We start from the raw sequence: 24,450 nt of genomic DNA, 5'->3' as shown, positions 1-24,450 counted from the left end.
TCAGAAGACCGCGTAGTGGAGCAGCAGCCAGATGGGGGCGATCGTGGCCAGCAGCGAGTCGAGCCGGTCCATCAGCCCGCCGTGGCCGGGGATGACCTGGCTCATGTCCTTGACACCCAGGTCCCGCTTGATGACCGACTCGCACAGGTCGCCCAGCGTGGCCATCACGACCGCGATCAGGCCCAGGGCGACCCCCACCCACCACTCGCCGTCCAGCAGCCACACGACGAGCGCGATGCCCGCGGCGACGCACGAGACGAGCGAGCCGGCGAAGCCCTCCCACGACTTCTTCGGCGAGATCACCGGCGCCATCGGGTGACGACCGAACAGCACGCCTGCGGCGTAGCCGCCGATGTCGGAGGCGATCGTGACGAGGACGAAGGCGATGATGCCGCGGACGCCCTCGTCGAAGCGCTCGAAGCCGGTGGCGCCGCCCTCTGCGAGGAGCAGCGCCACGAACGAGCCGAGGAACGGCACGTAGATCAGCGTGAACACCGAGGCGGTGGCGTCGCGCACGTACCCGTCGACACCCCGGTTGAGCAGCCAGAGCATGATCGCGAGGGCCGTGACCGCGGTGGCGGTGACGAGCGCCGGGGCGCCGTAGAAGTAGGCGACGACCACCATGACCACGCCGCCGACCATCAGCGGCTGCTCGGGCAGGTCGATCCCCTTGACCTCGAACCCCTTGTGGAGCTCCCAGACCGCCACGACCACCGCCGCGGCCACGATGAGCATGAACGCGGTCTTCCAGAACACCAGGGACGCTGCGATGGCAGACAGCAGCACCACGGCGGAGCCGATGGCGGCAGGCAGGTTGCGCCCGGCCCGGCCGTGGTCCTGAGCAGGCGCGGAGGAGGTGGTCATCGGGGAGGGGTTGTCGGGTCGGTCAGACCTCGAGCAGCTCGGCTTCCTTGTTCTTGAGGAGCTCGTCGATGGCGTCGGTGTGCTTCTTGGTCATCGCGTCGAGGCGCTTCTCGGCACCGGTGACGTCGTCCTGGCCGACCTCGCCGTCCTTCTCGAGCTTCTCGAGGTGCTGCTTGGCGGTACGCCGCAGGTTGCGCACCGCGACCCGGCCCTCCTCGGCCTTGGCCTTGGCGACCTTGATGTACTCCTTGCGGCGCTCCTCCGTCAGCTCGGGGAACACGCAGCGGATGACCTTGCCGTCGTCGGCGGGGTTCACGCCGAGGTCGGAGTCGCGGATCGCCTTCTCGATGTTCTTCATCGCGCCCTGGTCGTAGGGCGAGATGAGGATGACCCGCGCCTCGGGGGCGGTGAACGACGCGAGCTGCTGCAGCGGCGTCGGGGAGCCGTAGTAGTCGACGGTGATCTTGTTGAACATGCTGGGGTGCGCGCGCCCGGCACGGATGGCGGCGAACTCCTCACGCGTCGCGTCGACCGACTTGTCCATCTTGCCGTCGGCCTCGTTGAGGATGTCGTTGATCACGCGCTGCTCCTTGCTCGTCCTGTGTCTGTCGACGGCACCTCACACATCGCGGGCGACCGTCGTCCCGATCTTCTCACCTGCGACGACCCGGGCGATGTTGCCCTCCTCGGACAGGTTGAAGACGATCATGTCGATGTCGTTGTCGCGGCACAGGCTCACGGACGTCGCGTCGGCGACCTTGAGCCCGCGCGTCAGGAACTCGTCGTAGCTGAGCTGGTCGAACTTGACCGCCTCGGGGTGCTTCGCCGGGTCGGCGTCGTACACGCCGTCGACGCCCTGCTTGCCCATGAGGATGACCTGGGCGCCGATCTCGAGCGCGCGCTGCGCGGCGACGGTGTCCGTGGAGAAGTACGGCATGCCAGCGCCGGCGCCGAAGATGACGACGCGGCCCTTCTCGAGGTGGCGCATGGCGCGACGCGGGATGTAGGGCTCCGCGACCTGGCCCATCGTGATCGCCGTCTGCACCCGGGTCTCGACGCCCTGCTTCTCGAGGAAGTCCTGCAGCGCGAGGCAGTTCATGACCGTGCCGAGCATGCCCATGTAGTCGGCCCGGGAGCGGTCCATGCCGCGCTGCTGCAGCTCGGCACCGCGGAAGAAGTTGCCGCCGCCGACGACCACGGCGACCTGCACGCCGGTCCGGACCACCGCGGAGATCTCGCGGGCGATGCCGTTGACCACGTCGGGGTCGACCCCGACCTTGCCGCCTCCGAAGACCTCGCCGGAGAGCTTGAGCAGGACACGCCGGTATGCCGTCACGTGGTGGGTTCCCTTCGGGTGGTGGAGCGGGCGGGGCGGTACGAACGAGAAGGCCGGCCCGCTGACCCTGCTGCTGCGAGGATCATGCGGACCGGCCTCCTGGAGTCTGCGGGCGGTCGGTCACCGACCGGCCACCCGGAACCCTACTTCGTCAGGCGCCGACCTCGAAACGGGCGAAGCGCTTGAGGGTGGTGCCGGACTCGTCGAGGACAGCCTTGACGGTCTTCTTGTTCTCGGTGACCGACGGCTGCTCGAGGAGGACGACCTCCTTGAAGAAGCCGTTGAGGCGGCCCTCGGTGATCTTGGCGATCGCCTGCTCGGGCTTGCCCTCCTCGCGGGAGGTCGCCTCGGCGATCTCGCGCTCCTTGGCGACGATGTCCGCGGGGACCTCGTCGCGGGTGAGGTACTGCGGGCGCATCGCGGCGACCTGCATGGCCGCGCCCTTGGCGGCGTCCTCGTTGCCGTCGTACTCGACGAGCACGCCGACGGCGGGCGGCAGGTCGGCCGCACGCTTGTGCATGTAGGCGACGACCGGGCCGTCGAAGTGGGCCACGCGGCCCAGCTCGATCTTCTCACCGATGGTGATGGCGAGGTCCTCGACGACCTCACCGACGGTCTTCTCGCCGAGCGAGACGGCCTTCAGGGAGTCGACGTCGCCGGCCTTCGCCTCGTCGGCGGCGGCGGCGATGCGCTGCGCGGCGGCGACGAAGTCGTCACCCTTGGCCACGAAGTCGGTCTCGCACTTGAGCTCGACCAGCGCGCCACCGGAGGTGGCGACGAGGCCGGCGGAGGCCTCGCGCTCGGCACCGCGCTTGGCGGCCTTGGCGGCGCCCTTGACGCGGAGGAGCTCGACGGCCTTGTCGAAGTCGCCCTCGGTCTCCTCGAGCGCCTTCTTGCAGTCCATCATGCCGGCGCCGGTGAGCTCGCGGAGCTTCTTGACGTCGGCCGCGGAGAAGTTAGCCATGGTCCTTCTTCCTGGGGAAACGTGTCGGATCGGTGGTCGATCGGGGTCGGCGGGCCGCGGAAGTCCGCGGCCCGCCGGAAGAGGTGAGGCTCAGGCCTCGGCCTTGGCCTCGGCGTTCACGAAGCCGGCGGCCTCGGCGGCCTCGGCGCTCTTGAACCACACGTCGGCGTTGGTCCGGCCGTACCACGGGCTGCTGGGGGCGTGGAACTTCTTCGACGCCTTGTTGCCCTTGACCTCGAAGCCCTCGGGGGCCGAGCCGTCCTCGAGCGGGGCGGCGGAGTCGGCGCCGAAATCGCCGGCGGCGGCCTCGGTGGACTCGGTCGACTCGGAGGCGGCAGCCTCGGTGGACTCGGAGGACGCACCCGTCGACTCGGAGGCCGGGGCCTCGGCGGTCGCGTCACCACCGGTCGCCTCGACGGCGGCCTTGTCCGCGTCGCCACCCAGGAGCTCGCGCTCCCACTCGGCCAGCGGCTCCTCGGCGCCCGGAGCGGTGGTCTCACCGGTCTTGGCGCCCGAGCGGGCGATGAGGCCCTCGGCGACGGCGTCGGCGACCACGCGGGTCAGCAGGCCGACCGCGCGGATGGCGTCGTCGTTGCCCGGGATCGGGAAGTCGACCTCGTCGGGGTCGCAGTTGGTGTCGAGGATGCCGATGATCGGGATCCGCAGCTTGCGGGCCTCCTCGACCGCCAGGTGCTCCTTCTTGGTGTCGACGACCCACACCGCGGCGGGGGTGCGGCTCATCTCGCGGATGCCGCCGAGGGTCTTCTCCAGCTTGTCGCGCTCGCGCTTGAGCTGCAGGAGCTCCTTCTTGGTGCGGCCCGAGCCGGCGACGTTGTCGAAGTCGAGCTCGTCGAGCTCCTTCAGGCGGTTGATCCGCTGGTGCACGGTCTGGAAGTTGGTGAGCATGCCGCCCAGCCAGCGCTGGTTGACGTAGGGCATGCCGACGCGGGTCGCCTGCTCGGCGATCGCCTCCTGGGCCTGCTTCTTGGTGCCCACGAACATCACGGTGCCGCCCTTGGCGACGGTCTCCTTGATGAAGGCGTACGAGCGGTCGATGTAGGCCAGCGACTGCTGCAGGTCGATGATGTAGATGCCGTTGCGCTCGGTCATGATGAAGCGCTTCATCTTCGGGTTCCAGCGACGGGTCTGGTGTCCGAAGTGGACGCCGCTCTCGAGGAGCTGGCGCATGGTCACGACTGCCATGGGTGTCTCTTCTCCTGTGTGGAGGCCGCGCCCGTCGTGCCCGGCCTTGACGCAGGCCGGACCGGGAGCGACGCTCCGGTCGTTTTCAGTTCCTGCGGCCGACGGGTGCCGGCCGCCCTGACGCCCGCGCGCGACCCGACCCGGCGAACCGGGACCGAGGGCCACGCCCCCGGGTGCTCGGGGTCCGGAGAGGACCCCGTCCGTGGTGTGCGGGCGTGCGAAGTCAATCCACACGGATGGCCACACGGATTGCTCGGCTCAGCGTAGTCCACCGCCGCGGCGGCGGCGAATCCGCGACCCCCCGCGCGACGAGGCCCCGGACCCTGCCGGGTCCGGGGCCTCTCAGGCGCGCGGTCTCAGTTGTAGGACGGCTGGGACTGCGGGTTGAACGTGTCCATCGTGACGCCGTACGCCGTCTTGGCGCGCGGGTCGTCGAGCTTCAGCACGTCGAAGCCCTGCTGGATGTCGTTGGAGTAGATGTAGCCGTTGTACCAGTACGCCGACCACGACCCGGCGACCGTGAGCTTGTCGGTCGAGACCGGTCCCCGGTCGAACCACGCGATCTCGCGCGGGTTCGTCGAGTCGGTGAAGTCGAAGACGGAGATGCCGCCCTGGTACCACGCCTGGACCATCCAGTCGCGGCCCTTGACCGGGATCAGCGAGCCGTTGTGGGCCACGCAGTTCTCGGTGTTGGACTGGGTCCGCGGGATCTTGTAGTAGCTGCCGAAGACCAGCTCGCCGTCGACGATGTCGTAGATGCCGTTGGCGCCCTTGGTGTCCCCCACGGTCGGGTTGCAGGTGGCGGCGCCGCCACCGCCGAGCTCATCGGTGAAGACGACCTTCGTGCCCTTGTTGTTGAAGGTGGCGGAGTGCCAGAAGGCGAAGTTCTCCTGGTCCTGCACCCGCTCGGTCACCACGGGGTTGGCCCGGTCGGTGATGTCGAGCAGGATGCCGTCACCCATGCACGCACCCGCTGCGATGTCCTTGCTCGGGTAGGCCGTGATGTCGTGGCAGCCGGCGGTCGCGCGGGAGTAGCCGGTCCCGTCGCTGCCACCGTCCGGGAAAAGGACCGGGGTCCCGACCAGGGCCGCATCGGCCGGCGACGCCACCGGGATCTTCACGATGCTGATCTTGTCGTGCGGCGGCTGGCAGTCGGGGAAGCTGGCGTTCGGGTTGTAGGACGAGACGTACACGAACAGCTCCCGACCGTCCTTGGTCGGCGCGAGCGTGTGGGTGTGGGAGCCGCAGTCGGTCTCGACGGAGGCGACGTACGCCGGGTCAGCCGGGTTGCTGATATCGAAGACCCGGACGCCCTCCCAGGACTCCTTCACCGACGCCGACTGCGTCGTGCTGGCGCACGAGTCGTCGTTGCGGCTGGAGTCCACGCTCAGAACGAGGATGTCGCCCCAGACGGAGACGTCGTTCTGGGAGCCGGGGCACAGGAACTGCTTGACCACGGCCGGCTCGGCCGGGTCGGACAGGTCGTAGACCGTGAACCCGTCGTAGTTGCCGGCGTAGGCGTACTTGCCCTTGAAGGCGAGGTCGCTGTTCGTGCCCAGCAGGGGCGCCTGCTTCGGGATGTTGTGGACCAGGCTCAGGTTCGGACTGCTCGCCATCTCGCCCGGCGCCAGCTCGGCCCCGCTGTCGTCCATCGACGCGAAGTCGGCGCCGGGGAGGCAGGCGCTGGCGAAGTTGTCCTGGGCCCGCTCGAGCATCCGCTCGAGGCCGGGCGGGCACACCTCGGCCTTCGGGCTCTCGCCCTCCTCCGCACCCGAGGGGGTGACGATGCCGGCGAGGCCGAGCGCGACGCCGGTCGCGAGGCCAAGGCGGAGCCAGGCGGACTTCCGGCCGGCCGGCCGCCTCGTGGTTCTGAGCATGGGGAGGAGCCCTTTCGTCGCTGACGGAGCGCGGGCTTGCGCACGGTCAGGAATGTCGTACCTTTTCCCGCGAAACGTCCGGAAGAGGTTGCGGCCCGCACCTTTCTGCAATGCAGATTTGTGAGGCGACGCAGCCGGTCAGGCCGGGCCCGAGGCTCAGGAGATGCCTGTGAGCGGTGTGCGTGTCCCCCGTCCGGTCCGCTCCGTCGTGGCCGCGGGCACAGTGCTCGTCGCGCTGGCCGCCTGCAGCGGTCCCGCCGACGACCCGGCGACGGGAGCAGAGGCGGGGCGGGAGGCACCCGTGGTGCAGCCCGGAGGGCCCGGTGAGCCGACCGCTCTGATCGACCCGGCCGACGTCGACCCGGAGGACCCCTGGAACCACGCGGACGTGGCGTTCATGCAGATGATGATCTGGCACCATGCCCAGGCGCTGGAGATGTCGGACCTGGCGGCCGACCGGGCGGGGAGCCCCCAGGTCCGTGCCCTCGCCGAGCGGATCCGGGCAGCCCAGGGACCCGAGATCATGAGCATGGCCGCCTGGCTCGACGAGCGGGGGATGGAGGTGCCCCGCGCCGATCAGGACGCCGAGTCGTGGGACCACGCCGCGCACGGCCACGACGGCATGGCGGGGATGCTGACCGACGCCGAGATGGAGCAGCTGGCGGCTGCCAGCGGCTCGGAGTTCGACCGGCTCTTCCTCGAGGGCATGATCGGCCACCACGAGGGGGCCCTGGAGATGGCGGACCACGTGACCGTCGAGGGCGAGGACTTCCGGGTCAGCGAGCTGGCCGCCGACGTCTCGGTCAGCCAGGCCGCCGAGATCGGCCGCATGGAGGAGCTGCTCCGGCGGGTGTGACCCGGGCCCCGTGAGCAGGGGCCCACGTCGCGTCCACAGCCGCGGTCCCCTCCCGCACTGTCCCCAGCCCGGCCGCCGACGGCGACGCGTCGTGTGTGGTCGGCGGCAGGCTGCCGCCATGCCCTCACCGCCACTCCTGACCGGGCTGTTCGGGCTGTTCGGAGCCGGGCTCCCCGGGCTCGCCCTCGTCGTCATGGGCCCGGCGGCCTCCCCCTGGCCGTCGACGCCCGTCGGGCCCGGGGAGCCCTCCCCCGCCGTCGCGGCTCCCGCCGCCGGGGCGGTGACAGGCACGCCGGCCCCAGCGGGCGTCTGGCCGCTCCGGACCCGTCCCGAGGTCCACGCCGGGTTCTCCCCGCCGCTGACGGCCTGGGGCGCCGGCCACCGGGGCGTCGACCTGGTCGGCGAGCCCGGACAGCCGGTCCGCGCCGCGCTGCCGGGCCGGGTCAGCTGGGCGGGGCCACTGGCCGGGCGGGGCGTCGTCGTGGTCGACCACGGCGCGACCCGGACGACGTACGAGCCGGTGACCGCGGAGGTCCCGGTCGGCGCGTCCGTCGCGGCCGGCGACCGGCTCGGGACGCTCGCTGCACCGGGTTCGCACTGCGCGCCCCGGACCTGTCTGCACTGGGGCTGGATCAGGGGCGAGACCTACCTCGACCCGCTGCGGCTGGTCGGGCTGGGACCGGTGCGGCTGCTGCCGCTGTGGCGGTGAGCCGGAGGCAGGCCCGTCACGCCCGTGGGTGCGCCTGCCGGTAGGCGCTGCGGAGCCGGTCGGTGGTCACGTGGGTGTAGAGCTGGGTCGTGGCCAGCGATGCGTGGCCCAGCAGCTCCTGCACCGACCTGAGGTCGGCGCCGCCCTCCAGCAGGTGGGTGGCGGCGGTGTGGCGCAGCCCGTGGGGGCCGATGTCGGGCGCGCCCGGCACGTCCGCGATGCGGCGGTGCACCAGGGTCCGGACGGCGCGCTGGTCGATCCGTCCGCCGCGGACGCCGAGGAACAGCGCCGGCCCCGACCCCTCCACCGCGAGCCGGGGACGACCACGACGGGTCCAGAAGTCGAGTGCACGGGCCGCGGGGCGACCGAAGGGCACCGTGCGCTCCTTGCGGCCCTTGCCGAGCACCCGCACCACGTTGCGCTCCCGGTCGACGTCGTCGAGGTCGAGCCCGACGAGCTCACCGACCCGGATGCCCGTGGCGTAGAGCAGCTCGAGCATGGCGACGTCGCGCAGACCGACCGCGCTGCCGTCGTCGGCCAGCGCCGTGGCGGCGCGGATGAGCTCGTCGGCCTCGTCGGTCCTGAGCACCGGCGGCAGGGTGCGGCGGGCACGCGGCGAACCGAGGCTGGCGCCGACGTCGTGGGGAGTGCGCCCGGTCCGGGCCAGCCAGGCCGTGAACACCCGGGCGGCGGTGGCGCGGCGCGCGATCGTGGTGCGCGCGCGACCGCTGGTCTGCAGCCGCGCCAGCCAGCTCCGCAGGGCCCGCAGGTCGAGGTCGGCGAGGTCCTCGAGCCCCATCCGCCGTGCGTGCTCGAGCAGCCCCGCGACGTCGGCGAGGTAGGCGCGGACGGTGTGCGGCGTGAGGTCCCGCTCGCCCGCGAGGTGGCGCTCGTAGTCGCCGAGCACGCGCATGAACGCCTCGGGCAGCTCCTCCTGGCCGTCCGGTTCGTCCGGCTCGTCCGGCCGCTCGTGCTCCGGGGACGGCTCGCTGGACATGTCGCGAGTCTAGGAGCGGGTTGCCCCGTCCCCGCGGACCGTCACCGCGCGGCGCCGGACAGCCTCCAGCCGTCGGACGAGCACTCGACGAGGCCGCGGCCGAGCAACCCCTGGAGGGTGGAACCGACCTCGAGCAGCGCCATCCCGGCGGTGCGGGCGATGGAGTCGGGAAGCGCCGGCCGCTGCGCCGGGACCGCGTCGAGCACCTGCTGCTGCCGCCGGGTCAGCCGGTCGCGCGGGCGCTCGGCGTCCCGGGCGGGCTCGAGCAGCCCCTCCCCCGCGGCGCCGAGCAGCTCGGCGACCTCCGCGGCGGAGGTGACCAGCGTCGCCGCACCGGAGCGGATGAGCTGGTGCACGCCCTCGGAAGGGGCGCTGGTCACCGGGCCCGGGACCCCCATCAGCGGCCGGTGGAGCCGGCTCGCCCAGTTGGCGGTGTTGAGCGCGCCGCTGCGCACCGCGGCTTCCACCACCACGGTGCCGACCGCGAGGGCCGCGATGAGCCGGTTGCGGGCCAGGAAGCGCAGCCGGGTCGGGCTGCAGCCGGGTGCCAGCTCGGAGACCACGGCGCCGTGCCGGGCGAGGTGGTCGAGCAGGTCGCGGTGGGCCGCCGGGTATGCCCGGTCGACGCCGCACGCGAGCACGGCAACGGACTCGCCGCCCATCGCCAGCGCTCCGCGGTGGGCGGCCTGGTCGATGCCGAACGCCGCCCCCGAGACGACGCAGTGGCCGCGACGTGCGAGCCCGGCCGCCAGGTCGCCGGCGAGGTCGGTGCCGTAGGTGGTGGCCGACCGGGCGCCGACGACGGCGACCGGACGAGCGAGCTCGTGGAGCCGAAGCGGCCCCCGCACCCACAGCCCGAGCGGTGGGCCGCCCCGGTCCTGGACGGCCGGCGCGGCAGTCAGGTCGTCGAGCCCGGGCGGCCACTCCGGGTCGCCCGGGATCACGAACCGGATGCCCTGCCGGTCGGCCCGCTCGAGGTCGCGGGCCGGGTCGCTGGTCTCCAGTCGGGCGGCGACGTCGCGCACCATCTGGCGCCGCTCGGCCTCGCCGTCCGGGTCCGTCGGGTCCGGCGCGGGGGCCGCGGGGGTCGGACCGTCCTCGCCTGCGCAGAGCATCTCGTGGACCGCGACCGCGCCGATCTGCGCCACGGAGACGGCGAGCCGAGGAGCGCCGGGCTCGCCGAGGCGCCCCAGCGCAACTCGTGCCAGACGCTCGGCTTCCCGGGGGCTCACCCGGCCCGCCTCTCGAGGGCGGCGAGGTCGAGGGCGTCCCCGCGGCGCAGGGCGATCGCGGTCCGGACGTGCTCGACCCGGGGCTGGTCCTCGTCACGGAGATCGGCGAGGGTCCAGGCCAGCCGGTGGACGCGGGTGGCGCCGCGCCGGCTGAGCCGGCCGTCGTAGACCTGGTCCTCGAGCAGCAGCTGCCCCTCGTCGCCCAGCGGCCACTCGCGCCGCAGCAGGGGTCCCGGAGCCTGCCCGTTGAGGCGCCAGCTGCGGTCGGCGTACCGCGCGGCCTGCCGGGCGCGCGCGACCTCCACGCGGGCCCGGACGTCCACCGATGGCTCCGGGCGGTGGAACGGGTCGCGGGCCTCGTGCCGCCGCAGCGGCACGAGGTGGCGGGTGATGTCGATGCGGTCGGTCACCGGTCCGCTGACCCGCCGCCGGTAGTCGCGCCGCTGCACCTCGTGGCACTGGCAGCGGCTCAGGCTCGGGTCGGGGTGGTAGTTGCCGCACGGGCACGGGTTGGCAGCCATGACGACCATCCCGCGGGCCGGGAACGTCGCGGTGTCCTCGCCCCGCGCGATGGTGACCTCACCGCTCTCGAGCGGCTGGCGCAGCGCCTCGATGGCGTCGGTCCGGAACAGCGGGAACTCGTCGAGGAAGAGCACCCCGCAGTGTGCGCGGCTCACCTCCCCCGGGCGGACCCCGCCGGTGCCGCCGCCCAGCAGGGCGACCTTGCTGGCGTCGTGGTGCGGCGCGGAGAACGGCGGCCGCACCAGCATCCCGTCGTCGGGCTCCAGCGCACCGGCCAGCGAGTGGATCGCGGTCAGCTCCAGCGACTCCTGCGGGGTCAGGTCCGGCAGGATCGTCGGGATGCGCTCGGCGAGGGTGGTCTTGCCCGCGCCCTTGGGCCCCGACAGCAGCAAGTGGTGGCCGCCGGCTGCGGCCACCTCGACGGCGAACCTGGCGTCGGCCATGCCGAGCAGGTCGGCCATGTCGACCTCCGCCATCCGCTCCTGGCCCCGCCACGCCAGCATCCGCAGCCCCGACATCGGGGCGACCGGGGGCGCCGTGGGCACCGGCTCGCCACGGAGCTCGGCCACGACCTGGGCCAGGGACCGCATGCCGAGGACTGTCAGGCCCGGCACCATCGCCGCCTCCGCCGCCTGCGGCTCGGGGACGAACACGCGGTTGATGCCGCGTGTCGACGCCGCCAGCGCCATCGGCAGGACGCCCGGGACCGATCGCAGCCCGCCCGTCAGCGTGAGCTCGCCGAGGAAGACGGTGCCCGACAGCGACGCCGCGGGCACGACGTCGGCCGCGGCCAGGACGGCAACGGCGATCGCTAGGTCGAAGTGGGTGCCGCGCTTCGGCAGGTCGGCCGGCGAGAGCAGCACCGTGATCCGGCGGGTGGTGGGCCAGTCGAGGTTGCTGTTGGTGACGGCCATCCGGCACCGGTCACGCGCCTCGTTGAGCGAGGTGTCGGGCCGACCCACCAGCGTCGTGCCGACCTGCCCCTGGGACACGTCCGCCTGCACGTCGATCAGGTGGCCGAGCGCGCCCTGCATGGACACGGTCTGGGCAGTGGCGTACGTCATCAGACGAGCCCCCTGACGTGGTCGACCTGCGTGGCCCCGGTGAGCGGCCGGACGACGCCGACGAGGTCGATCCGCACCTGGTCCACCGCAACCCCGCGCTCGCGCTGCCACGCGGCGGCGAGCCGGGTCAGCCGGTCCAGCTTGACCGGCGTCACCGCCTCGTGGGGCGTCCCGTGGCTCACTCCGCGCCGGGTCTTCACCTCGCAGAAGACCAGCACCGCGCCGTCGCGGAGGACGAGGTCGATCTCCCCCTCCGCGCACCGCCAGTTGCGGTCGAGCAGCACCATCCCCTGGCCGACGAGGTGGCGGGCCGCGAGCTCCTCGCCGTACACGCCGAGCGCCCGTCGGGCGGCCGCGCCCCGCGCGGCCCGTTCTCCGGTAGTCATGGCACCACGGTTGCGCCGCCGGCCGACCGTCCCGCGTTCCCGGACCTCCACCTGTGGAGCTCCAGGGCGCAAACCCGCCCTGTGCACGACAACCGGGCCGGTGCAGCGGCCGGCAACGGTCCCGAAGGTCCCGGTGGCGTGGACCACCGTCTTTGCCGTACTGCCCAATATTGGGGACGCCAGACATGGCCCCCTGCAGCCCTTCGGCGACCTCCCCAAGGTGGGGGAAGCCGTGTGGGGACGGAGGGGACATGAGGAGTGGACCGCGTCGCGAAGGACGTGAGCGGGGAGCGGCAGCCACGGAGTTCGCGCTCGTGGTGGTGCCGTTCCTGCTGCTCGTCTTCGGCAGCATCGAGTTCGGCTGGGCCATCAACAAGGACGTGCTGGTCAACAACGCAGCCCGTGAGGGCGCCCGCGAGGGCAGCCTCAACCCGACCGCCGCCGACGTCGAGTCCGTGGTGCGCTCGTCCCTGTCGGGCACCGCTCCGGGCGACATCTCGGTCTCGGTGACCTGCCGACGCCCCGGCGGCGCCGCCTGCTCGAGCATGTCCGACGCCGAGTCCGGAGGCGCCGTGGTCGTCACCGTGGACGTGCGCCACGACTGGGTCACGCCGTTCGGCGCGGTCTTCTCCTCGAGCGGCATCACGCTCTCCAAGACCACGGAGATGAGGATCGAATGAGGCTGCGCACGATTCGACGCCGGCGCGCCGACGACGAGCGGGGCGCCATCGCGGTCCTCTCGGCGATGGTGATGGTGCTGATGCTCGGCTTCGCCGCGCTCGCGGTGGACGTCTCGGACCACGTCAACGAGCGCCAGGAGCTCCACGACACCCTCGACATGGCCGCCCATGCCGGGGCCGGCATGCTCCCCGACGACGGCAACGGCGCCCGGGCCGCGGCCCTGGCCTACGCCGCCCGCATCGACCCGTCGGCGACGCCCGACATCGACTTCTTCTGCGTCGTCGGCTCGGTCGGCACCGCGCCGGCGTGGACGGTCAACACCACGCACGTCCCGACCACCTGCAACCCGGGACCGCCGCCGTACATCCCGGTCACCTACCCGGGCCTGCGGTGCAACGCCACCATCTGCGCGATCCCGTGCGTCCCCGCCGAGGGCGACCGCTGCAACACGCTGCGGGCCCGCGACGAGAAGGACGTGCCCTTCGCGTTCGCCCCCGTCATCGGCGTCGACCAGGGCAGCACCGGCACGCTGACCTCCGTCGCGTGCCAGGGCACCTGCGGCACGACACCGCCGACCCCGATCGACTTCGTCGTCGTGGGCGACCGTACCGGCAGCATGGGCAGCGCCATCACGTCCCTGGAGGACGCGATCGAGAACCTGCTCGAGTTCCTCACCCCGACCCAGCACCGCGTCGCGCTCGGCACGATCGGGCGCAGCTCGTCGACGGCTCCGGCGGGGTGCCCGAGCCAGCCGAGCACCTCCCGGAGCTCGGGTCCCTGGACTCCGGTCGGCTTCAGCGACACCTACGACCTCAGCGACGTCGTGCCACCCAGCGTCCCGCCCTCGCTCAACATGCTCGACCCGGTGACACGGGCGGTCGACTGCCTCGGCAACCAGAACTCCTCGACGGGGACGTACCTGGCCGCACCGATGCGCGCGGCACGCCAGCTGCTCAGCGGCCCCACGGCCCGCCCTGCCCCGACCAAGAAGGCCATCATCTTCATGACCGACGGCGAGCCGAACGAGAGCTCGGACCCCGGCGGCTCGGACCCGTACAGCAGCAACGGCGTGACCGCCTGCAACAACGCCGTCGGCCAGGCGAACTCCGCCAAGTCGCAGGGAATCCTGGTGGTGACCATCGCCTTCCGGCTGGAGAACGTCCGCTGCGAGGGCAGCGGTACGCCGCTGGTGACGGAGAAGCTCGCACAGATGGCGTCACCGGAGCCGGACGGCACGCCGAGCCTCGACGACGGCGGCGGTGTCGGCCCGGGCTGCAACACGGCCGCCGAGGTGGCGGGCGAGAACAGCGACGGCGACTTCTTCTTCTGCACCCCCGACGCGAGCCAGCTGTCCCCGATCTTCCAGTCCGCAGCCTCCTCCGTGGTGGAGAGCACCCGCCTGATCCGACTTCCCTGATCGCCCTCAGGGCACTCGCGCGGCTGGCACCATGGGGGCATGGTCGACGACGTGAGCCTGGCCGACGTCGTCGTGGCGCTGTCGGTGTTCACGGCATCGCTGGTGCTCGCGGTGCTCGTACGCGTCCTGCTGGTCCGCCTGGTCGACCGGGGCGACTCCGACCGCCATGTCGGGCGGGTGCTCGGACGCTTCCTGTCCATCGTGGTGGTCGCCGTCGGCATCGTCTACGCGCTCGGCGCCGCCGGGGTGCGCGTCGGGCCGCTGATCGGGGCACTCGGCCTCGGCGGCATCGCGGTGGCGTTCGCGGCCCAGGACATCCTCGAGAACTTCATCGCGGGCGTGCTGCTCCAGGTCCGGCGGCCGTTCCGGGTCGGCGACCAGATCTGCAGCGAGGACTACGAGGGGACGGTCGACGACGTCAACCTGCGCACGGTGAAGCTGACGACCTACGACGGGCTCACCGTCTACCTGCCCAACGCGAGCGTGCTGCGCGCGCCGATCGTGAACTACACGCGGACTCCGAGCAGCCGTACCTCGGTGACCGTCGGGGTCGCCTACGACACCGACCTGGAGACCGCCCGACGGGTGCTCCTGCAGGCGTGCCGCGAGGCCGACGGGGTGCAGCAGGAACCGCCCCCCGAGGTGTGGGTGGAGGAGTTCGGGGACTCCTCGATCAACATTGCCGTGCGCTACTGGCACGCCTCGGACATCGGCAGCCGCTGGCGCGCGAGGAACGCCATGGCCGTCGCGATCAAGGGACACCTCGACCGCGCCGGCATCACCATCCCCTTCCCGCAGCGGACGCTCTGGTTCGGACCAGGCAGCACCACGCTGCGGGTGCAGGGCACCGAGGACGGCTGACCTCCGGCCCGAACGACGGGCGAGACGCGCGACCACGATCCGGACAGGCCGGTCCCGACATCGGCGTACGCTGGGTGGACGCACGGAGTGGGCCGACGCCGTCGAGGAACGAGCAAGGGGAGGTGGCCCATGGAGTGGTGGGGCTGGTTGATCGTGGTCCTGGTCGTCCTGCTGGTGCTGGCGGGAGGGGTGCTGGCCGTGCAGGCGCGGCGGCGACGCGGTGGCGTGATCATCGACCCCTCCGGCCCCCCGGGCCCCGGCGGGTCCCGGAAGGCGGGCGACTCCTGATGAGCCTGCTGATGCGCGCGAGCGAGATCCACGCACGCCCGGTGGTCACGATGGGCGGCGAGGACGTCGCGCAGGTCAAGGACATCGTCTACTCCCCCGGGGGCGGCGAGGTGCACGGCTTCACCCTCGCCGGCCGCGGGATGCTGGCGGGTCCTCTCGACCGTGGAATCCGGTGGAGCGACGTGCACGCACTGGGCGGCGACGCGCTGATGGTCGCCGACGAGGAAGCCCTCCAGCCGCTCGACGTGCTGCTCGGCGACGCCGGAGGCGGTGACGGCCACGGCGGCGGCGACATCCTCGGGTCGCAGGTGCTCACCGACGACGGCACGGTGCTCGGCAAGGTCGTCGACGTCATCGTGGGCGTGCTCGACTCGAGCAGGGGCGCCGGTCACTGCGACGTGGTCGGCTACGAGATCGAGGCGTCCGACGCGGTGGCGCCGCAGGGCGGCACGATGCTGGTCCCGCTGCCGGACACCCTCGCCGCGTCAGCGGAGCACCTCATGGTGCCCGCGAGCGCCCGCGACTTCGTCCGTCACGACATGGCCGGGTTCGGAGCCGCGGTGGAGGAGTTCCGCAGCCAGCTGGAAGGGCGGCAGTGATGAAGTTCTCCGAGGCGCACGGCACCAAGATCGTGAGCACCGAGACGGCCGAGACCGTGGGTGAGGTCGACGGCTTCGTCGTCGACCCCTCCGACCACGCGGTGCGAGCGTTGCGGGTGAGGAAGTCCAACGCCGGCAACACCTTGGCCTGGTCCGACATCCGCGCCTTCGGTGTGGACGCCGTCACGGTCGACCGGGGGGAACGGATCCGTGACGCCGGTGGCGACGTCTCCGACCTGCTCGGCAAGGAGCGGCAGATCCTCGGCAAGAGGGTGCTGACCACGGGCGGCGAGGAGCTCGGGTCGGTCAGCGACATCGACTTCGACCCAGACTCGGGCGAGGTGACGTCCCTCGTCTGCGGGGATGGCGACGTCGCCGGGGCCCGGCTCGTCGGCGTCGGGTCCTACGCAGTCGTCGTGCAGCGGTCCTGAAGCCGCCACCCGAACGGGCGGCGGGGCACCTAGGCTGGCCGGGTGCGGACCCTCGGCAACATCCTGTGGCTGGTGCTGGCCGGCTGGTGGCTGGCGCTCGCCTACGTGCTCGCAGGGATCCTCGCGTTCGTCCTGATCATCACGATCCCCTTCGGGATCGCGGCGTTCCGTCTTGCCGGGTTCGTGCTGTGGCCGTTCGGACGCACCACCGTGTGGCGCCGCGACGCCGGGGTCGGCTCGGTCGTGGGCAACGTGCTGTGGGTGATCTTCTTCGGCTGGGAGCTCGCACTGGCGCACCTCGTCGCCGGCACCCTGCTGTGCCTGACCGTCATCGGGATCCCGCTCGGTCTCGGGGCCTGGAAGCAGGTGCCGCTGGCGCTGCTGCCCCTGGGGCGTCAGGTCGTCCCGGTCGCGTCCACGCAGCGCTACTAGCCCAGATCTACCGGGCCCGGATCCTGTCGGCCGCCACCCGCAGGTCACGGAAGTCCACGACCGCCAGTCGCGCAGCCCGCACGAGCTCGGGGAGCCCGGACGCTCCGACCACGAAGATGTCGTCGATGACCGAGTCACTCGGCGTCGGCTCCCCGTAGCAGTCGTGCCAGGCCAGCTCCACCAGCTCCAGGACGTCGAGCGCCGCCTCGGCCTGCGCGCCGAACGCCAGGCGTGCGCGTGGTGCGCGCAGCGCCCGGCGTTCGGCTCGTCCCACCACCATGGAGCCAGTGTGGACCCGGTCCGGTCGATCGTCAGTCGATCAGCCGGACGATCGGCGTCCCCACACCCAGGAAGTCGATGGTGGGCATGTCGCCGTCCACCGGCAGGGCGTCGATGTTGAAGAAGACCACGGTGATCTTGGTGATGTCGTTCTGTGGAACCCACAGGCCGTTGTCCGCCGTGGCAGTCCGGGAGCCCCTGATCGCCGCGGACGTCGCCTGCTCGTCGGTGATGAACGCCGGCCGGAAGTCGATCAGCGAGTAGCGGGCCGACCCACCGTTGGTCGGCTCCACGGCCAGCACAGGCACCCAGAAGAACCGCGGCGAGGAGTAGATGTCCTGGTGGAGCTTGGGCCCGCCGTTGTAGTTGCGGTGGGTGATGTCCGCCAGCGACGTCGTGCCGTCGGTCAGGTAGCAGGTGAGCACGTCGTTGTTGATCGAGTAGTTGGTGTTCCCGATCCGGACGGTCCGGTTGCTGGAGCCGCCGTTCGGGTCGCAGCCCGACCGGGTGCCGGCCGTGCGCAGCAGGCCGGGGTCTCCGCCCTGCCCGACGATCATCCCCTGGGTGGCCGCGTTGGCCGGCAGGCCCGTGTCGGTGTCGACGCAGTTGGTGCCGCGCCGCAGGACGGCCGGCGACGTCGAGGAGGCCACGGCACCGAGCAGGCCGTGGACGCAGGTCCCCGCGAGGCCCGGGTTGTCGACGGCCCACTGGTGCACCGTGGGCGTCAGCGGCGGCTGGAGCCCCTTGATGATGTTGCGGGCGATCCAGTTGCTGGGGTTGGTGTCCGTGCGCGGGAGCTTGAGTGTCCCGAAGTTGCCGCTGCTGGAGCCGCTCACGCACTCCAGGACGGGGTCGCCGACCCGCAGCGGGATGGCCTCGTCGGCCGGCGACCACGTCCCCGTCGCCACGGGGCCGTTGAACACCCGGATCCACCACACCGCCTCGGTCTGCGCGACGGAGTCGGGGATGTCCAGCTCGACCGTGCGCGACGGGTTGCTGGTGTACGGCGCGAGCCCGGTCCGCGAGCCGTCGCCCTGGAGCCAGAAGTTTCCCTGCTGGACGACGTAGATCGGGTTGGGGTCGTCACCGCGGAAGAAGCCGACGAACCGGGTGTTGCTCCACTTGGACGCCGTCAGCCGCAGCTGGTTGCCCACGGAGTTCAGCGCGAGGGTCGAGACCGTGGCGCCCGTGGAGTCGAGTGCTGTTGCTGCGCTCAGCCTGGTCGTGTTCGTGTCCAGGGGGTAGGCGAGCGTGGGCACGACCGGAACCGTCTGGCCGTTCGCCGGGTCGGTCAGCGTCTGCCGGCCGAAGGAGCACGAGTCGACGGCGTACATCGGCACGACGCGCATGCCGCCGGAGTAGACGTTGACCGTGGCGTCGGCGTTGACGTAGGTGCCGTCCATCCCGAGCACCGTCGCGAAGCCGAACGCGACCCGCGCCCGAGGGGACGTCACCCGGACGCCCTCGTTGGTGTACTCCACCTCGCCGTTGAGGATGCTGCCGTCCGTGAGGTCGGCCGCGACGACGCAGGTAGGAGGACTGTTGCGCCAGCACGCGTCCTCGTCGTCCTGCGGCTGGTTGTCGTTGAGGGCGGCGGTCACGGCGTTCACCACCGCGGCGGAGGGTGCGCCCCCGGCCGAGATGGTGGTGCTCAGCTCGGGCGCTGCGGCCAGCGCCGCGAAGTCCGCCTGGGTCTGCGAGTTCGTCTTGCGGGCCACGGTGTTGCCGAGGTCGACGGCGAGGGCCGCCATGATCAGGATGACCAGGGAGACGATGGCGTAGACGACAGCGACCGCGCCGCGGTCGCCACGACGACGGAGGCGCCAGCGGCGGCGGAGGGTCAGGCGGTGCATGCCGGCCCCGCAGTCGTGTCCTCGAGGCGGGCCTTGACCACCTTGGTCACGACGCCGCCGTTGGGGAGGGGCAGCAGCCCGATGATCTCGGCGTCCGCCGTGACGGTCACGACCACCTGGGTCACGCCCGGCGTGGCGCCCGAAAGGGAGGCCGGGGACTTGGTGAGGCTGGTGACCTGCACCGACTGCTGCTGGGCCAGCGTCTGCGCCTCGTTGCCCACCCAGCAGTCGCCCACGACCAGGCGCCGGGCCACGGTGCTCGCGGCACCCGAGGCCGTCTGACTGACGAAGAAGTACCAGCCGTACTGCATCAGCCCGACCAGCACCAGCATCAGCGGGATCGACACCAGTGCGAACTCGACCGCTGAGGCACCACGCTCGTCGCCGTCACGATGACGGCGCACCATCCACGACATACCCGTCCCCTCTCGACGTCCCCTGAGCACACTGTCTCGGGGCCGCGGAGGTGGATCCGGGCCATTGGGGACCTAGGTCCCGTTAATTGGGTATGTGCGGGTCAGCCCCCTCGGGTGATTTCGGTAGCCACCTCAGCGCACCAGCCCGACGAGGTTCAGGGAGGGGACCGACACGGCGGCGTTGGGGTCGACGGACATCGTGACCCGGGTCGTGTTGCCGTTCAGCCGGACGCTCGTGGCGATGTACTGCGCGTTCCTTAGGTCGAGGGCAGCACCTCCGCTGAGGATGAAGGGGTCTGCGTTGGGGGCCATGAAGACACCCTGCACCTTGAAGAGACCTCCGCCCGCCATGCTGAAGTTGGTGCTGGTGCTGCTGCCGCTCTCGGCCCAGAGCGCCAGGTCCTCGGGCCCGTCCGGGTCCCCCCAGGCGGCGACGGCGGTCGGGGTCGGGTTGCCGGCCGCGTCGGTGATGGCGTCGAGCGAGTTCGGGGCGGTCCAGTCGACGTCACCGCCGTTCTGCGTGAACTGGCCGGAACCGAGGCCGCCGTTCACCCCGGCGCACGGCGTCGAGGTCGGCGCGGCGCCCGCGGCGGCCGGGATGCAGGCGTCGGTGCGGCCGGCCATGAGGATGGCCGTCGTCCGGCACAGCCGGAGCAGGCCACCCGTCTGCTTGAAGTCCCCGCCGCGGACCAGCAGGCTCCCCCGGATGTTGCTGGTGCCCGTGCTGCAGTTGCCGCTGCCGTCGACGCTGCCCGACATCCCGACCTCGAAGGACGAGTTGTTGCCGAGGTCGATGGCCGACGAGTTGTTGCCGTGGTTCCCGATGTAGACCTTGCGGGCGTTGGGGAGCCGGAGCTGGCGGCTCGGGTTGACCCAGCCGCGGAAGTAGACGGTGCCCGCATTGATGGTCAGCCCGCTGTTGTCACCGACGAACTTGCCGCTGCAGTTGATGTAGAGCTTGTTGCTCGGGAGCAGGTTCATCGCCGTGATCTCGAGCGGTGTGGGCTTGCAGGGGTCCGCGGCCACGAGGGGGATCCAGCCGCCCAGCACCCACGCGGGAGGGAGCGGAAGGCCGGTGTTGCCGGCGGCGAACATCGAGCTGGCAGCGCTCACCGCGGCCTTCACCCCCGGGAAGTACCGGTCGTCCACCAGGCTGCGGGTGACCAGTGGACGCCCGCTCACCTCGAGCTTGCTGCCGGATGTGCCGGTGAGGGAGTCCGTGGCGTAGACCTGGTTGAGGCTGTCGCGCACGGGCGCTCCGGTCAACCCGTTGTAGGTCGCGACCGACGTGATGCTGCCTGGCTTGTTGGGGTCCGGCGCCGCCGGGTTGCTGGCCAGGGGGGCCGCGTGGGCGATGATGCCGTCGTTTGCGAGTCCGCCGAAGATCGATCCGTTGTTGGCGCCGTTGCACCCCACGCCGTCGCTGTCGGCGTGGATCGTGCCCGGCTGGGTCTTGCCGTCGGAGGACAGCGCGCCGAGGACGCGGATGAACGAGCCGCCGCCGCTGGAGCCCGTCGTCAGGACCGGGCAGCCCGTGCGCTTCAGGAGCAGCATCGCGGGCGCGCTGTCCCCCGGACCCGCCGTCACCCGGCCGACGGAGCGGACCGAGGTCCGGAGATCGGCCGACGTGGCGAGGCTGCCCATGCCGGGTCGGCGGCTCTGGGTGATGGTCACGGACAGGTTGTCGCAGCCCTGCAGCGCGGGGTCGCCGTTGTCCCCGCTGGTCGCGGGGAGCGTGTCCTCGGCCCAGGCGCCCCCGCCGAGGACGTAACCGCTCTCGATGGTGACGGTCACCGTCACACCGCGGTAGGTGCCGCTCCCGCTCCAGCGGGCCCAGGTGCTGCGGTCGGTGGGCCGGCACACCCGGTTGCGCAGGGTGGCGTCGGAGCAGCCGTTCGCGGTGGCGGCCCCCAGACCGTCCTTCCAGTTCGTGTTCTCGTTGATCCCCGCGAACCGGGGGCTGTTCGCCTTGAGGTACCGCGCCGCGGTGCACACACCGATGAAGGGCCGCGATACGCCGTCGACGGCGCCGAGCCCGTGGAGACCGGCCAGCGTGGCGGAGTCGGCGGCGGAGCGGTCGATCTGTCGGTCGATCCTTGCCAGCCCGAAGTCCATCACGAGCGCGGTGATCACCAGGAGGCCCGTCATGGACGCGGCCACGACCACCGCGACCGCCCCGCGCTCGTCGCGGGCGGATCGCCTCGGCCACGGCAGTGTCAGGCGACGGGGCACGTCGACGCCACCTTCCGGCTGTAGTACGCGACGGACTCCGCCTTGGAGTTGAAGGTCAGGTCCGGGAACGCGATCAGGCGGATGCGCTGGGGACGCTGCATCCAGACGAGCACGGCGCAGCTCCCCGACGCCATGTTGGCCGGGACCGGGGGTGCGCTGCCGCAGCTCGCACCGATGTGCTCGGCGGCAGTCGTCCCGGTGGAGCGGACCAGCCGGACACAGATCTGGTCGTTGGTGACCGTGACGCCGGCGTTGAAGTAGGTCTGCTTGACGCGGTCCCGGACCGAGGTGGCCCACGAGGAGTTCGAGATGCTGGTCGCCGCGCCGTAGCGAGCGCCCTCACGGGTGGCGTTGGTCGCGGAGAGGTGGTCGGAGAAGGCCAGGCCGGTCGTGATGAGGCCGAACAGGACCATCATCAGCAGCGGCACGATCAGCGCGAACTCCACGGCCGACGCTCCGCGCTCGCCGTGGCGTCGCGCACGTCTGCTCGTCCCCATGATGGTCCCCTCTCCCGGATGCACCCCGGGACCCACCATCGTGAGTCGAGGCCTCGGGAGAGGGTGGTTTCGGTGCTGCCTCCCCAAATTGGGGTATACCGCACACCGATATACCGACCTTGGGCGTAGCGGCGGCCCTGTCAACCCACCAATCTGACGATGCTGCGGCCGGACGGCTGGTAGTCGATCGTCGGAGACTGCTGGTCGATCGGGAGCGCGGCCTTGTTGAAGGTGAAGACGCGCAGGACCTTGACCGAGTTGCCGTTGATGTCGAGCCCGTTGGCGCTGGTCGCCGGCGACGTCTGGGTCTCGTCGGTGATGAACGCCGGAACGAAGTCCTTGATCGGCTGGAAGTTCTTCTGGGCACGGTCCGTTGCCACGACCATGGGCAGCCAGACGAAGCGCGGGGAGTCGACGACCCGCGGGTCGAGCATCGACTGCGTGACCCCGGAGGCGGAGGCGATGTCGCTCAAGGATGCACCGTTGCGCAGGAAGCACGAGAGCACGTCGTTGTTGACGGTCACGCCACCGATGGAGGTGTTGGAGCGCGAGGGGTTGCACAGCGGCGAGGTCGATCCGTTGATGGCGGAGAGCCGTCCAGGCGTGCCGTTGTCCGCGCCGGTCACGAGGCCGTCGTAGATGGCCGGTCCGTCGTTGCCCGGGTCCGCGATGATGCAGTTTCTCGGGGGGTTGCTGCTGGACACCGTGTCCGGGTGGGCACCCGGGATGAAGCCGTGCTGGGGGCTTCCACAGTCCTTGGTCTCGGCCTGGGACGGTGCCCACAGGAAAGGCTGCAGCAGGTGGTCGAGGCCACCGGCGATGTTGCGGGCCAGTCGTTTGTTGCCGGTGGAGCCGTCCTTGCGTGGGCTCAGCAGCTGCCCGAAGTTGCCGCGGTCCTGGCCGACACAGCCGACGGGCACCGGCGTGCTTGTCGCGGACGGGGAGGCGGAGGCAGACGCCGAGGCGGACGCGGTGCTGGACGGCCCGGCCGACACCGTGACGGTCAGGAAGTTCGCCGAGTACTTCGCATTGCCGCTGTTGCCCGAGATCAGCGCATAGGCCCGCCAGGTCCCCGGTGTGGCCGTGATCTCGGGACCGATGGTGAATGAAGGGATGTTGAAGGTGGCCTGATTCTTGGCCAGGGACTGGGCTGCGTAGTCGACGTACCGGGAGCCGTCCGGGGCCCAGAAACGCAGCGAGGCCCGGTCCGGGTTGCCGTTGATGCCGGTGATGACCCAGTTGGAGGCCGTCGCCGAGCCGTTGTAGGAGATGGCGATCGGCGAGGTCCCGCCCAGGACGTGGTTGCCCTGCTCGTTGGGCGACGGGGTGAACCCTGACGGACTCGCCGACGGGGAGGCAGACCCCGAGGGGGAGGCAGACCCCGAGGGCGACGCCGACGGTGAAGACGGGGAGGGCGAGGGCGGGCCGCCGCCTTGGGTGGTGTCGGCGTCCGCGGGGCCGTAGCCGCAGCCGCTGGGCAGCCAGAACGGGATGAGGTCGACCGGGTCCGGGAGGGCCGAGACCACGCGGACCGTGGCGCTCCGGGTCACGTCGACGTTGTCGTAGCCCATGATCCCGGCGAGCCCGAAGTCCACCCGCGCGGACGGCGCGACCACCCTCATCTGGGTGCAGCCGGTGACGCAGGCAGTCCCGTCCGAGTTGTGGAACGTCACCTCGCCGTCGGCCGTGAGTGTGTTGAGCAGCTGCACGCCCGTCACGCTGGCCTGGCCGGCCACGCGGTTCTCGGGCAGGTTCAGGTAGGAGGCGACCTCGTTGGCGATGCTGAGGGCGTTGACCGGGGTCTTCGGCAGCAGGTAGCCGGCGCCGAGTGCGCTGACGTCGACCTGCTTCTGCACGGCTCGCTTGCGGGCCCAGGCGTTGCCCATGTCCACGGCCAGTGACGCGACGGTGAAGAGGAGGATCGAGAGGAGGCCCACCATCACGGCCGTGGCGCCCCGCTCCCGGTCGGTCCGGCGCCTCACGAGCAGTCCTCGAGCGGGGCCGGGACGTACTCGACCATGGCCTCGGCGGTCGAGGTGACCCGACCGTTGTTGACGAACGGCAGGAAGGGCAGCTGCAGGTCGAAGCTGGTGAAGGAGACCGTGACCGTGACCTTGTCGCCCACGAGGACGTCCCCGGAGCTGTCGTAGTCGCGCGTGATCGTGGCCGTGCCGCCGGACCCGGTGAGCCCCGTGATCTGGCCGCGGACCTCGTTGCGGAAGTCCGTGCACGTCGCCGGGTCGCCGACAGCGGAGAGCCGAACGGCGTCACGGGCGATGTCGCTGCCGCCCTGGTAGGCCCAGAAGTACATGCCGTACTGGATGATGCCGAAGACCAGCAGGAGCAGGATCGGCACGACGAGCGCGAACTCGACAGCTGCTGCGCCATGATCCGTCTGCACACGACGGGGGCGCTGAGGCCACTTCATGGACTCCCCTTCCGAGATCAAGGACC

The 24,450-nt window shown here is 71.5% G+C and carries 26 protein-coding genes; 9 read left to right on the top strand and 17 right to left on the bottom strand.

The window, feature by feature from the left end:
- From ACFP2E_RS17955 to ACFP2E_RS17930, 6 genes are all read right to left on the bottom strand, one after another.
- Complete coding sequence (locus ACFP2E_RS17955) at nt 1-864, bottom strand: phosphatidate cytidylyltransferase (RefSeq protein WP_378524289.1); 864 nt, start codon at nt 862-864, stop codon at nt 1-3.
- Between the two features lie 22 nt (nt 865-886).
- A complete protein-coding gene (frr, locus tag ACFP2E_RS17950; RefSeq protein ID WP_378524464.1) occupies nt 887-1,441 on the bottom strand; it encodes a ribosome recycling factor in 555 nt (184 codons plus the stop codon).
- Between the two features lie 42 nt (nt 1,442-1,483).
- Nucleotides 1,484-2,200 (bottom strand): UMP kinase, encoded by a 717-nt coding sequence (gene pyrH / locus ACFP2E_RS17945; protein WP_378524290.1) that lies wholly within the window; start codon nt 2,198-2,200, stop codon nt 1,484-1,486.
- A gap of 151 nt (nt 2,201-2,351) precedes the next feature.
- On the bottom strand, nt 2,352-3,164 hold the full coding sequence (tsf, locus tag ACFP2E_RS17940) for a translation elongation factor Ts (RefSeq protein WP_378524291.1): 813 nt from the start codon (nt 3,162-3,164) through the stop codon (nt 2,352-2,354).
- Between the two features lie 90 nt (nt 3,165-3,254).
- Complete coding sequence (gene rpsB, locus ACFP2E_RS17935) at nt 3,255-4,367, bottom strand: 30S ribosomal protein S2 (RefSeq protein WP_378524292.1); 1,113 nt, start codon at nt 4,365-4,367, stop codon at nt 3,255-3,257.
- A 356-nt stretch (nt 4,368-4,723) separates the two neighbouring features.
- Nucleotides 4,724-6,244 carry an LVIVD repeat-containing protein gene (locus ACFP2E_RS17930; protein ID WP_378524293.1) on the bottom strand — a complete coding sequence of 507 codons (1,521 nt, stop codon included), beginning with the start codon at nt 6,242-6,244 and terminating at the stop codon, nt 4,724-4,726.
- 169 nt (nt 6,245-6,413) lie between these two features.
- Between ACFP2E_RS17930 and ACFP2E_RS17925 the strand changes: the two genes are divergently transcribed.
- The gene (locus tag ACFP2E_RS17925; protein WP_378524294.1) at nt 6,414-7,100 is read left to right on the top strand and encodes a DUF305 domain-containing protein; all 687 of its coding nucleotides are present in this window, start codon (nt 6,414-6,416) and stop codon (nt 7,098-7,100) included.
- 118 nt (nt 7,101-7,218) lie between these two features.
- Nucleotides 7,219-7,809 carry a M23 family metallopeptidase gene (locus ACFP2E_RS17920; RefSeq protein WP_378524295.1) on the top strand — a complete coding sequence of 197 codons (591 nt, stop codon included), beginning with the start codon at nt 7,219-7,221 and terminating at the stop codon, nt 7,807-7,809.
- 16 nt (nt 7,810-7,825) lie between these two features.
- On the opposite strand, the gene ACFP2E_RS17915 is transcribed toward ACFP2E_RS17920, so the two are convergent.
- The 4 genes from ACFP2E_RS17915 to ACFP2E_RS17900 form a co-directional block, all read right to left on the bottom strand.
- Nucleotides 7,826-8,722 (bottom strand): tyrosine recombinase XerC, encoded by an 897-nt coding sequence (locus ACFP2E_RS17915; protein ID WP_378524465.1) that lies wholly within the window; start codon nt 8,720-8,722, stop codon nt 7,826-7,828.
- A gap of 125 nt (nt 8,723-8,847) precedes the next feature.
- A complete protein-coding gene (dprA, locus tag ACFP2E_RS17910; protein WP_378524297.1) occupies nt 8,848-10,038 on the bottom strand; it encodes a DNA-processing protein DprA in 1,191 nt (396 codons plus the stop codon).
- Nucleotides 10,035-11,624: a YifB family Mg chelatase-like AAA ATPase gene (locus ACFP2E_RS17905; protein WP_378524298.1), complete on the bottom strand. Its 1,590-nt coding sequence runs from the start codon at nt 11,622-11,624 to the stop codon at nt 10,035-10,037. Before ACFP2E_RS17905 ends, dprA begins: the two co-directional genes overlap by 4 nt.
- Complete coding sequence (locus tag ACFP2E_RS17900; protein WP_378524299.1) at nt 11,624-12,010, bottom strand: YraN family protein; 387 nt, start codon at nt 12,008-12,010, stop codon at nt 11,624-11,626. Before ACFP2E_RS17900 ends, ACFP2E_RS17905 begins: the two co-directional genes overlap by 1 nt.
- Nucleotides 12,011-12,261: 251 nt before the next feature.
- Between ACFP2E_RS17900 and ACFP2E_RS17895 the strand changes: the two genes are divergently transcribed.
- From ACFP2E_RS17895 to ACFP2E_RS17865, 7 genes are all read left to right on the top strand, one after another.
- Entirely contained in the window at nt 12,262-12,690 is a 429-nt protein-coding gene (locus ACFP2E_RS17895; RefSeq protein WP_378524300.1) for a TadE/TadG family type IV pilus assembly protein, read from the top strand.
- Nucleotides 12,687-14,108, top strand: coding sequence for a pilus assembly protein TadG-related protein (locus ACFP2E_RS17890; protein WP_378524301.1), 1,422 nt, complete (start codon nt 12,687-12,689; stop codon nt 14,106-14,108). The genes ACFP2E_RS17895 and ACFP2E_RS17890 overlap by 4 nt, the downstream gene beginning before the upstream one ends.
- Nucleotides 14,109-14,147: 39 nt before the next feature.
- Entirely contained in the window at nt 14,148-14,969 is an 822-nt protein-coding gene (locus tag ACFP2E_RS17885; RefSeq protein ID WP_378524302.1) for a mechanosensitive ion channel family protein, read from the top strand.
- Between the two features lie 129 nt (nt 14,970-15,098).
- On the top strand, nt 15,099-15,257 hold the full coding sequence (locus tag ACFP2E_RS17880) for a hypothetical protein (RefSeq protein WP_378524303.1): 159 nt from the start codon (nt 15,099-15,101) through the stop codon (nt 15,255-15,257).
- Nucleotides 15,257-15,856 carry a PRC-barrel domain-containing protein gene (locus ACFP2E_RS17875; RefSeq protein WP_378524304.1) on the top strand — a complete coding sequence of 200 codons (600 nt, stop codon included), beginning with the start codon at nt 15,257-15,259 and terminating at the stop codon, nt 15,854-15,856. Before ACFP2E_RS17880 ends, ACFP2E_RS17875 begins: the two co-directional genes overlap by 1 nt.
- Nucleotides 15,856-16,287 (top strand): PRC-barrel domain-containing protein, encoded by a 432-nt coding sequence (locus tag ACFP2E_RS17870; RefSeq protein WP_378524305.1) that lies wholly within the window; start codon nt 15,856-15,858, stop codon nt 16,285-16,287. The genes ACFP2E_RS17875 and ACFP2E_RS17870 overlap by 1 nt, the downstream gene beginning before the upstream one ends.
- Nucleotides 16,288-16,329: 42 nt before the next feature.
- A complete protein-coding gene (locus ACFP2E_RS17865) occupies nt 16,330-16,719 on the top strand; it encodes a YccF domain-containing protein (RefSeq protein ID WP_378524306.1) in 390 nt (129 codons plus the stop codon).
- A gap of 7 nt (nt 16,720-16,726) precedes the next feature.
- Here ACFP2E_RS17865 and ACFP2E_RS17860 read toward each other — a convergent pair whose 3' ends face one another.
- The 7 genes from ACFP2E_RS17860 to ACFP2E_RS17830 all read right to left on the bottom strand — a co-directional run bounded on the left by ACFP2E_RS17860 (nt 16,727) and on the right by ACFP2E_RS17830 (nt 24,424).
- On the bottom strand, nt 16,727-16,999 hold the full coding sequence (locus ACFP2E_RS17860) for a hypothetical protein (protein WP_378524307.1): 273 nt from the start codon (nt 16,997-16,999) through the stop codon (nt 16,727-16,729).
- Between the two features lie 31 nt (nt 17,000-17,030).
- Nucleotides 17,031-18,851 carry a pilus assembly protein TadG-related protein gene (locus ACFP2E_RS17855; RefSeq protein WP_378524308.1) on the bottom strand — a complete coding sequence of 607 codons (1,821 nt, stop codon included), beginning with the start codon at nt 18,849-18,851 and terminating at the stop codon, nt 17,031-17,033.
- Nucleotides 18,839-19,267 carry a TadE/TadG family type IV pilus assembly protein gene (locus ACFP2E_RS17850; protein ID WP_378539363.1) on the bottom strand — a complete coding sequence of 143 codons (429 nt, stop codon included), beginning with the start codon at nt 19,265-19,267 and terminating at the stop codon, nt 18,839-18,841. Before ACFP2E_RS17850 ends, ACFP2E_RS17855 begins: the two co-directional genes overlap by 13 nt.
- A 132-nt stretch (nt 19,268-19,399) precedes the next feature.
- Nucleotides 19,400-21,499, bottom strand: coding sequence for a hypothetical protein (locus tag ACFP2E_RS17845; RefSeq protein WP_378524311.1), 2,100 nt, complete (start codon nt 21,497-21,499; stop codon nt 19,400-19,402).
- A complete protein-coding gene (locus ACFP2E_RS17840) occupies nt 21,484-21,996 on the bottom strand; it encodes a TadE/TadG family type IV pilus assembly protein (RefSeq protein WP_378524312.1) in 513 nt (170 codons plus the stop codon). The genes ACFP2E_RS17845 and ACFP2E_RS17840 overlap by 16 nt, the downstream gene beginning before the upstream one ends.
- Before the next feature lie 140 nt (nt 21,997-22,136).
- Nucleotides 22,137-23,978 (bottom strand): hypothetical protein, encoded by a 1,842-nt coding sequence (locus ACFP2E_RS17835; RefSeq protein WP_378524313.1) that lies wholly within the window; start codon nt 23,976-23,978, stop codon nt 22,137-22,139.
- Complete coding sequence (locus tag ACFP2E_RS17830) at nt 23,975-24,424, bottom strand: TadE/TadG family type IV pilus assembly protein (RefSeq protein WP_378524314.1); 450 nt, start codon at nt 24,422-24,424, stop codon at nt 23,975-23,977. The genes ACFP2E_RS17835 and ACFP2E_RS17830 overlap by 4 nt, the downstream gene beginning before the upstream one ends.
- Nucleotides 24,425-24,450 lie beyond the last annotated feature (26 nt).

Origin of the sequence: Nocardioides sp. GCM10027114 (assembly GCF_042659625.1) — a bacterium.
GTDB lineage: Bacteria > Actinomycetota > Actinomycetes > Propionibacteriales > Nocardioidaceae > Nocardioides.
This window is presented reverse-complemented; position numbering and strand designations above follow the sequence as displayed.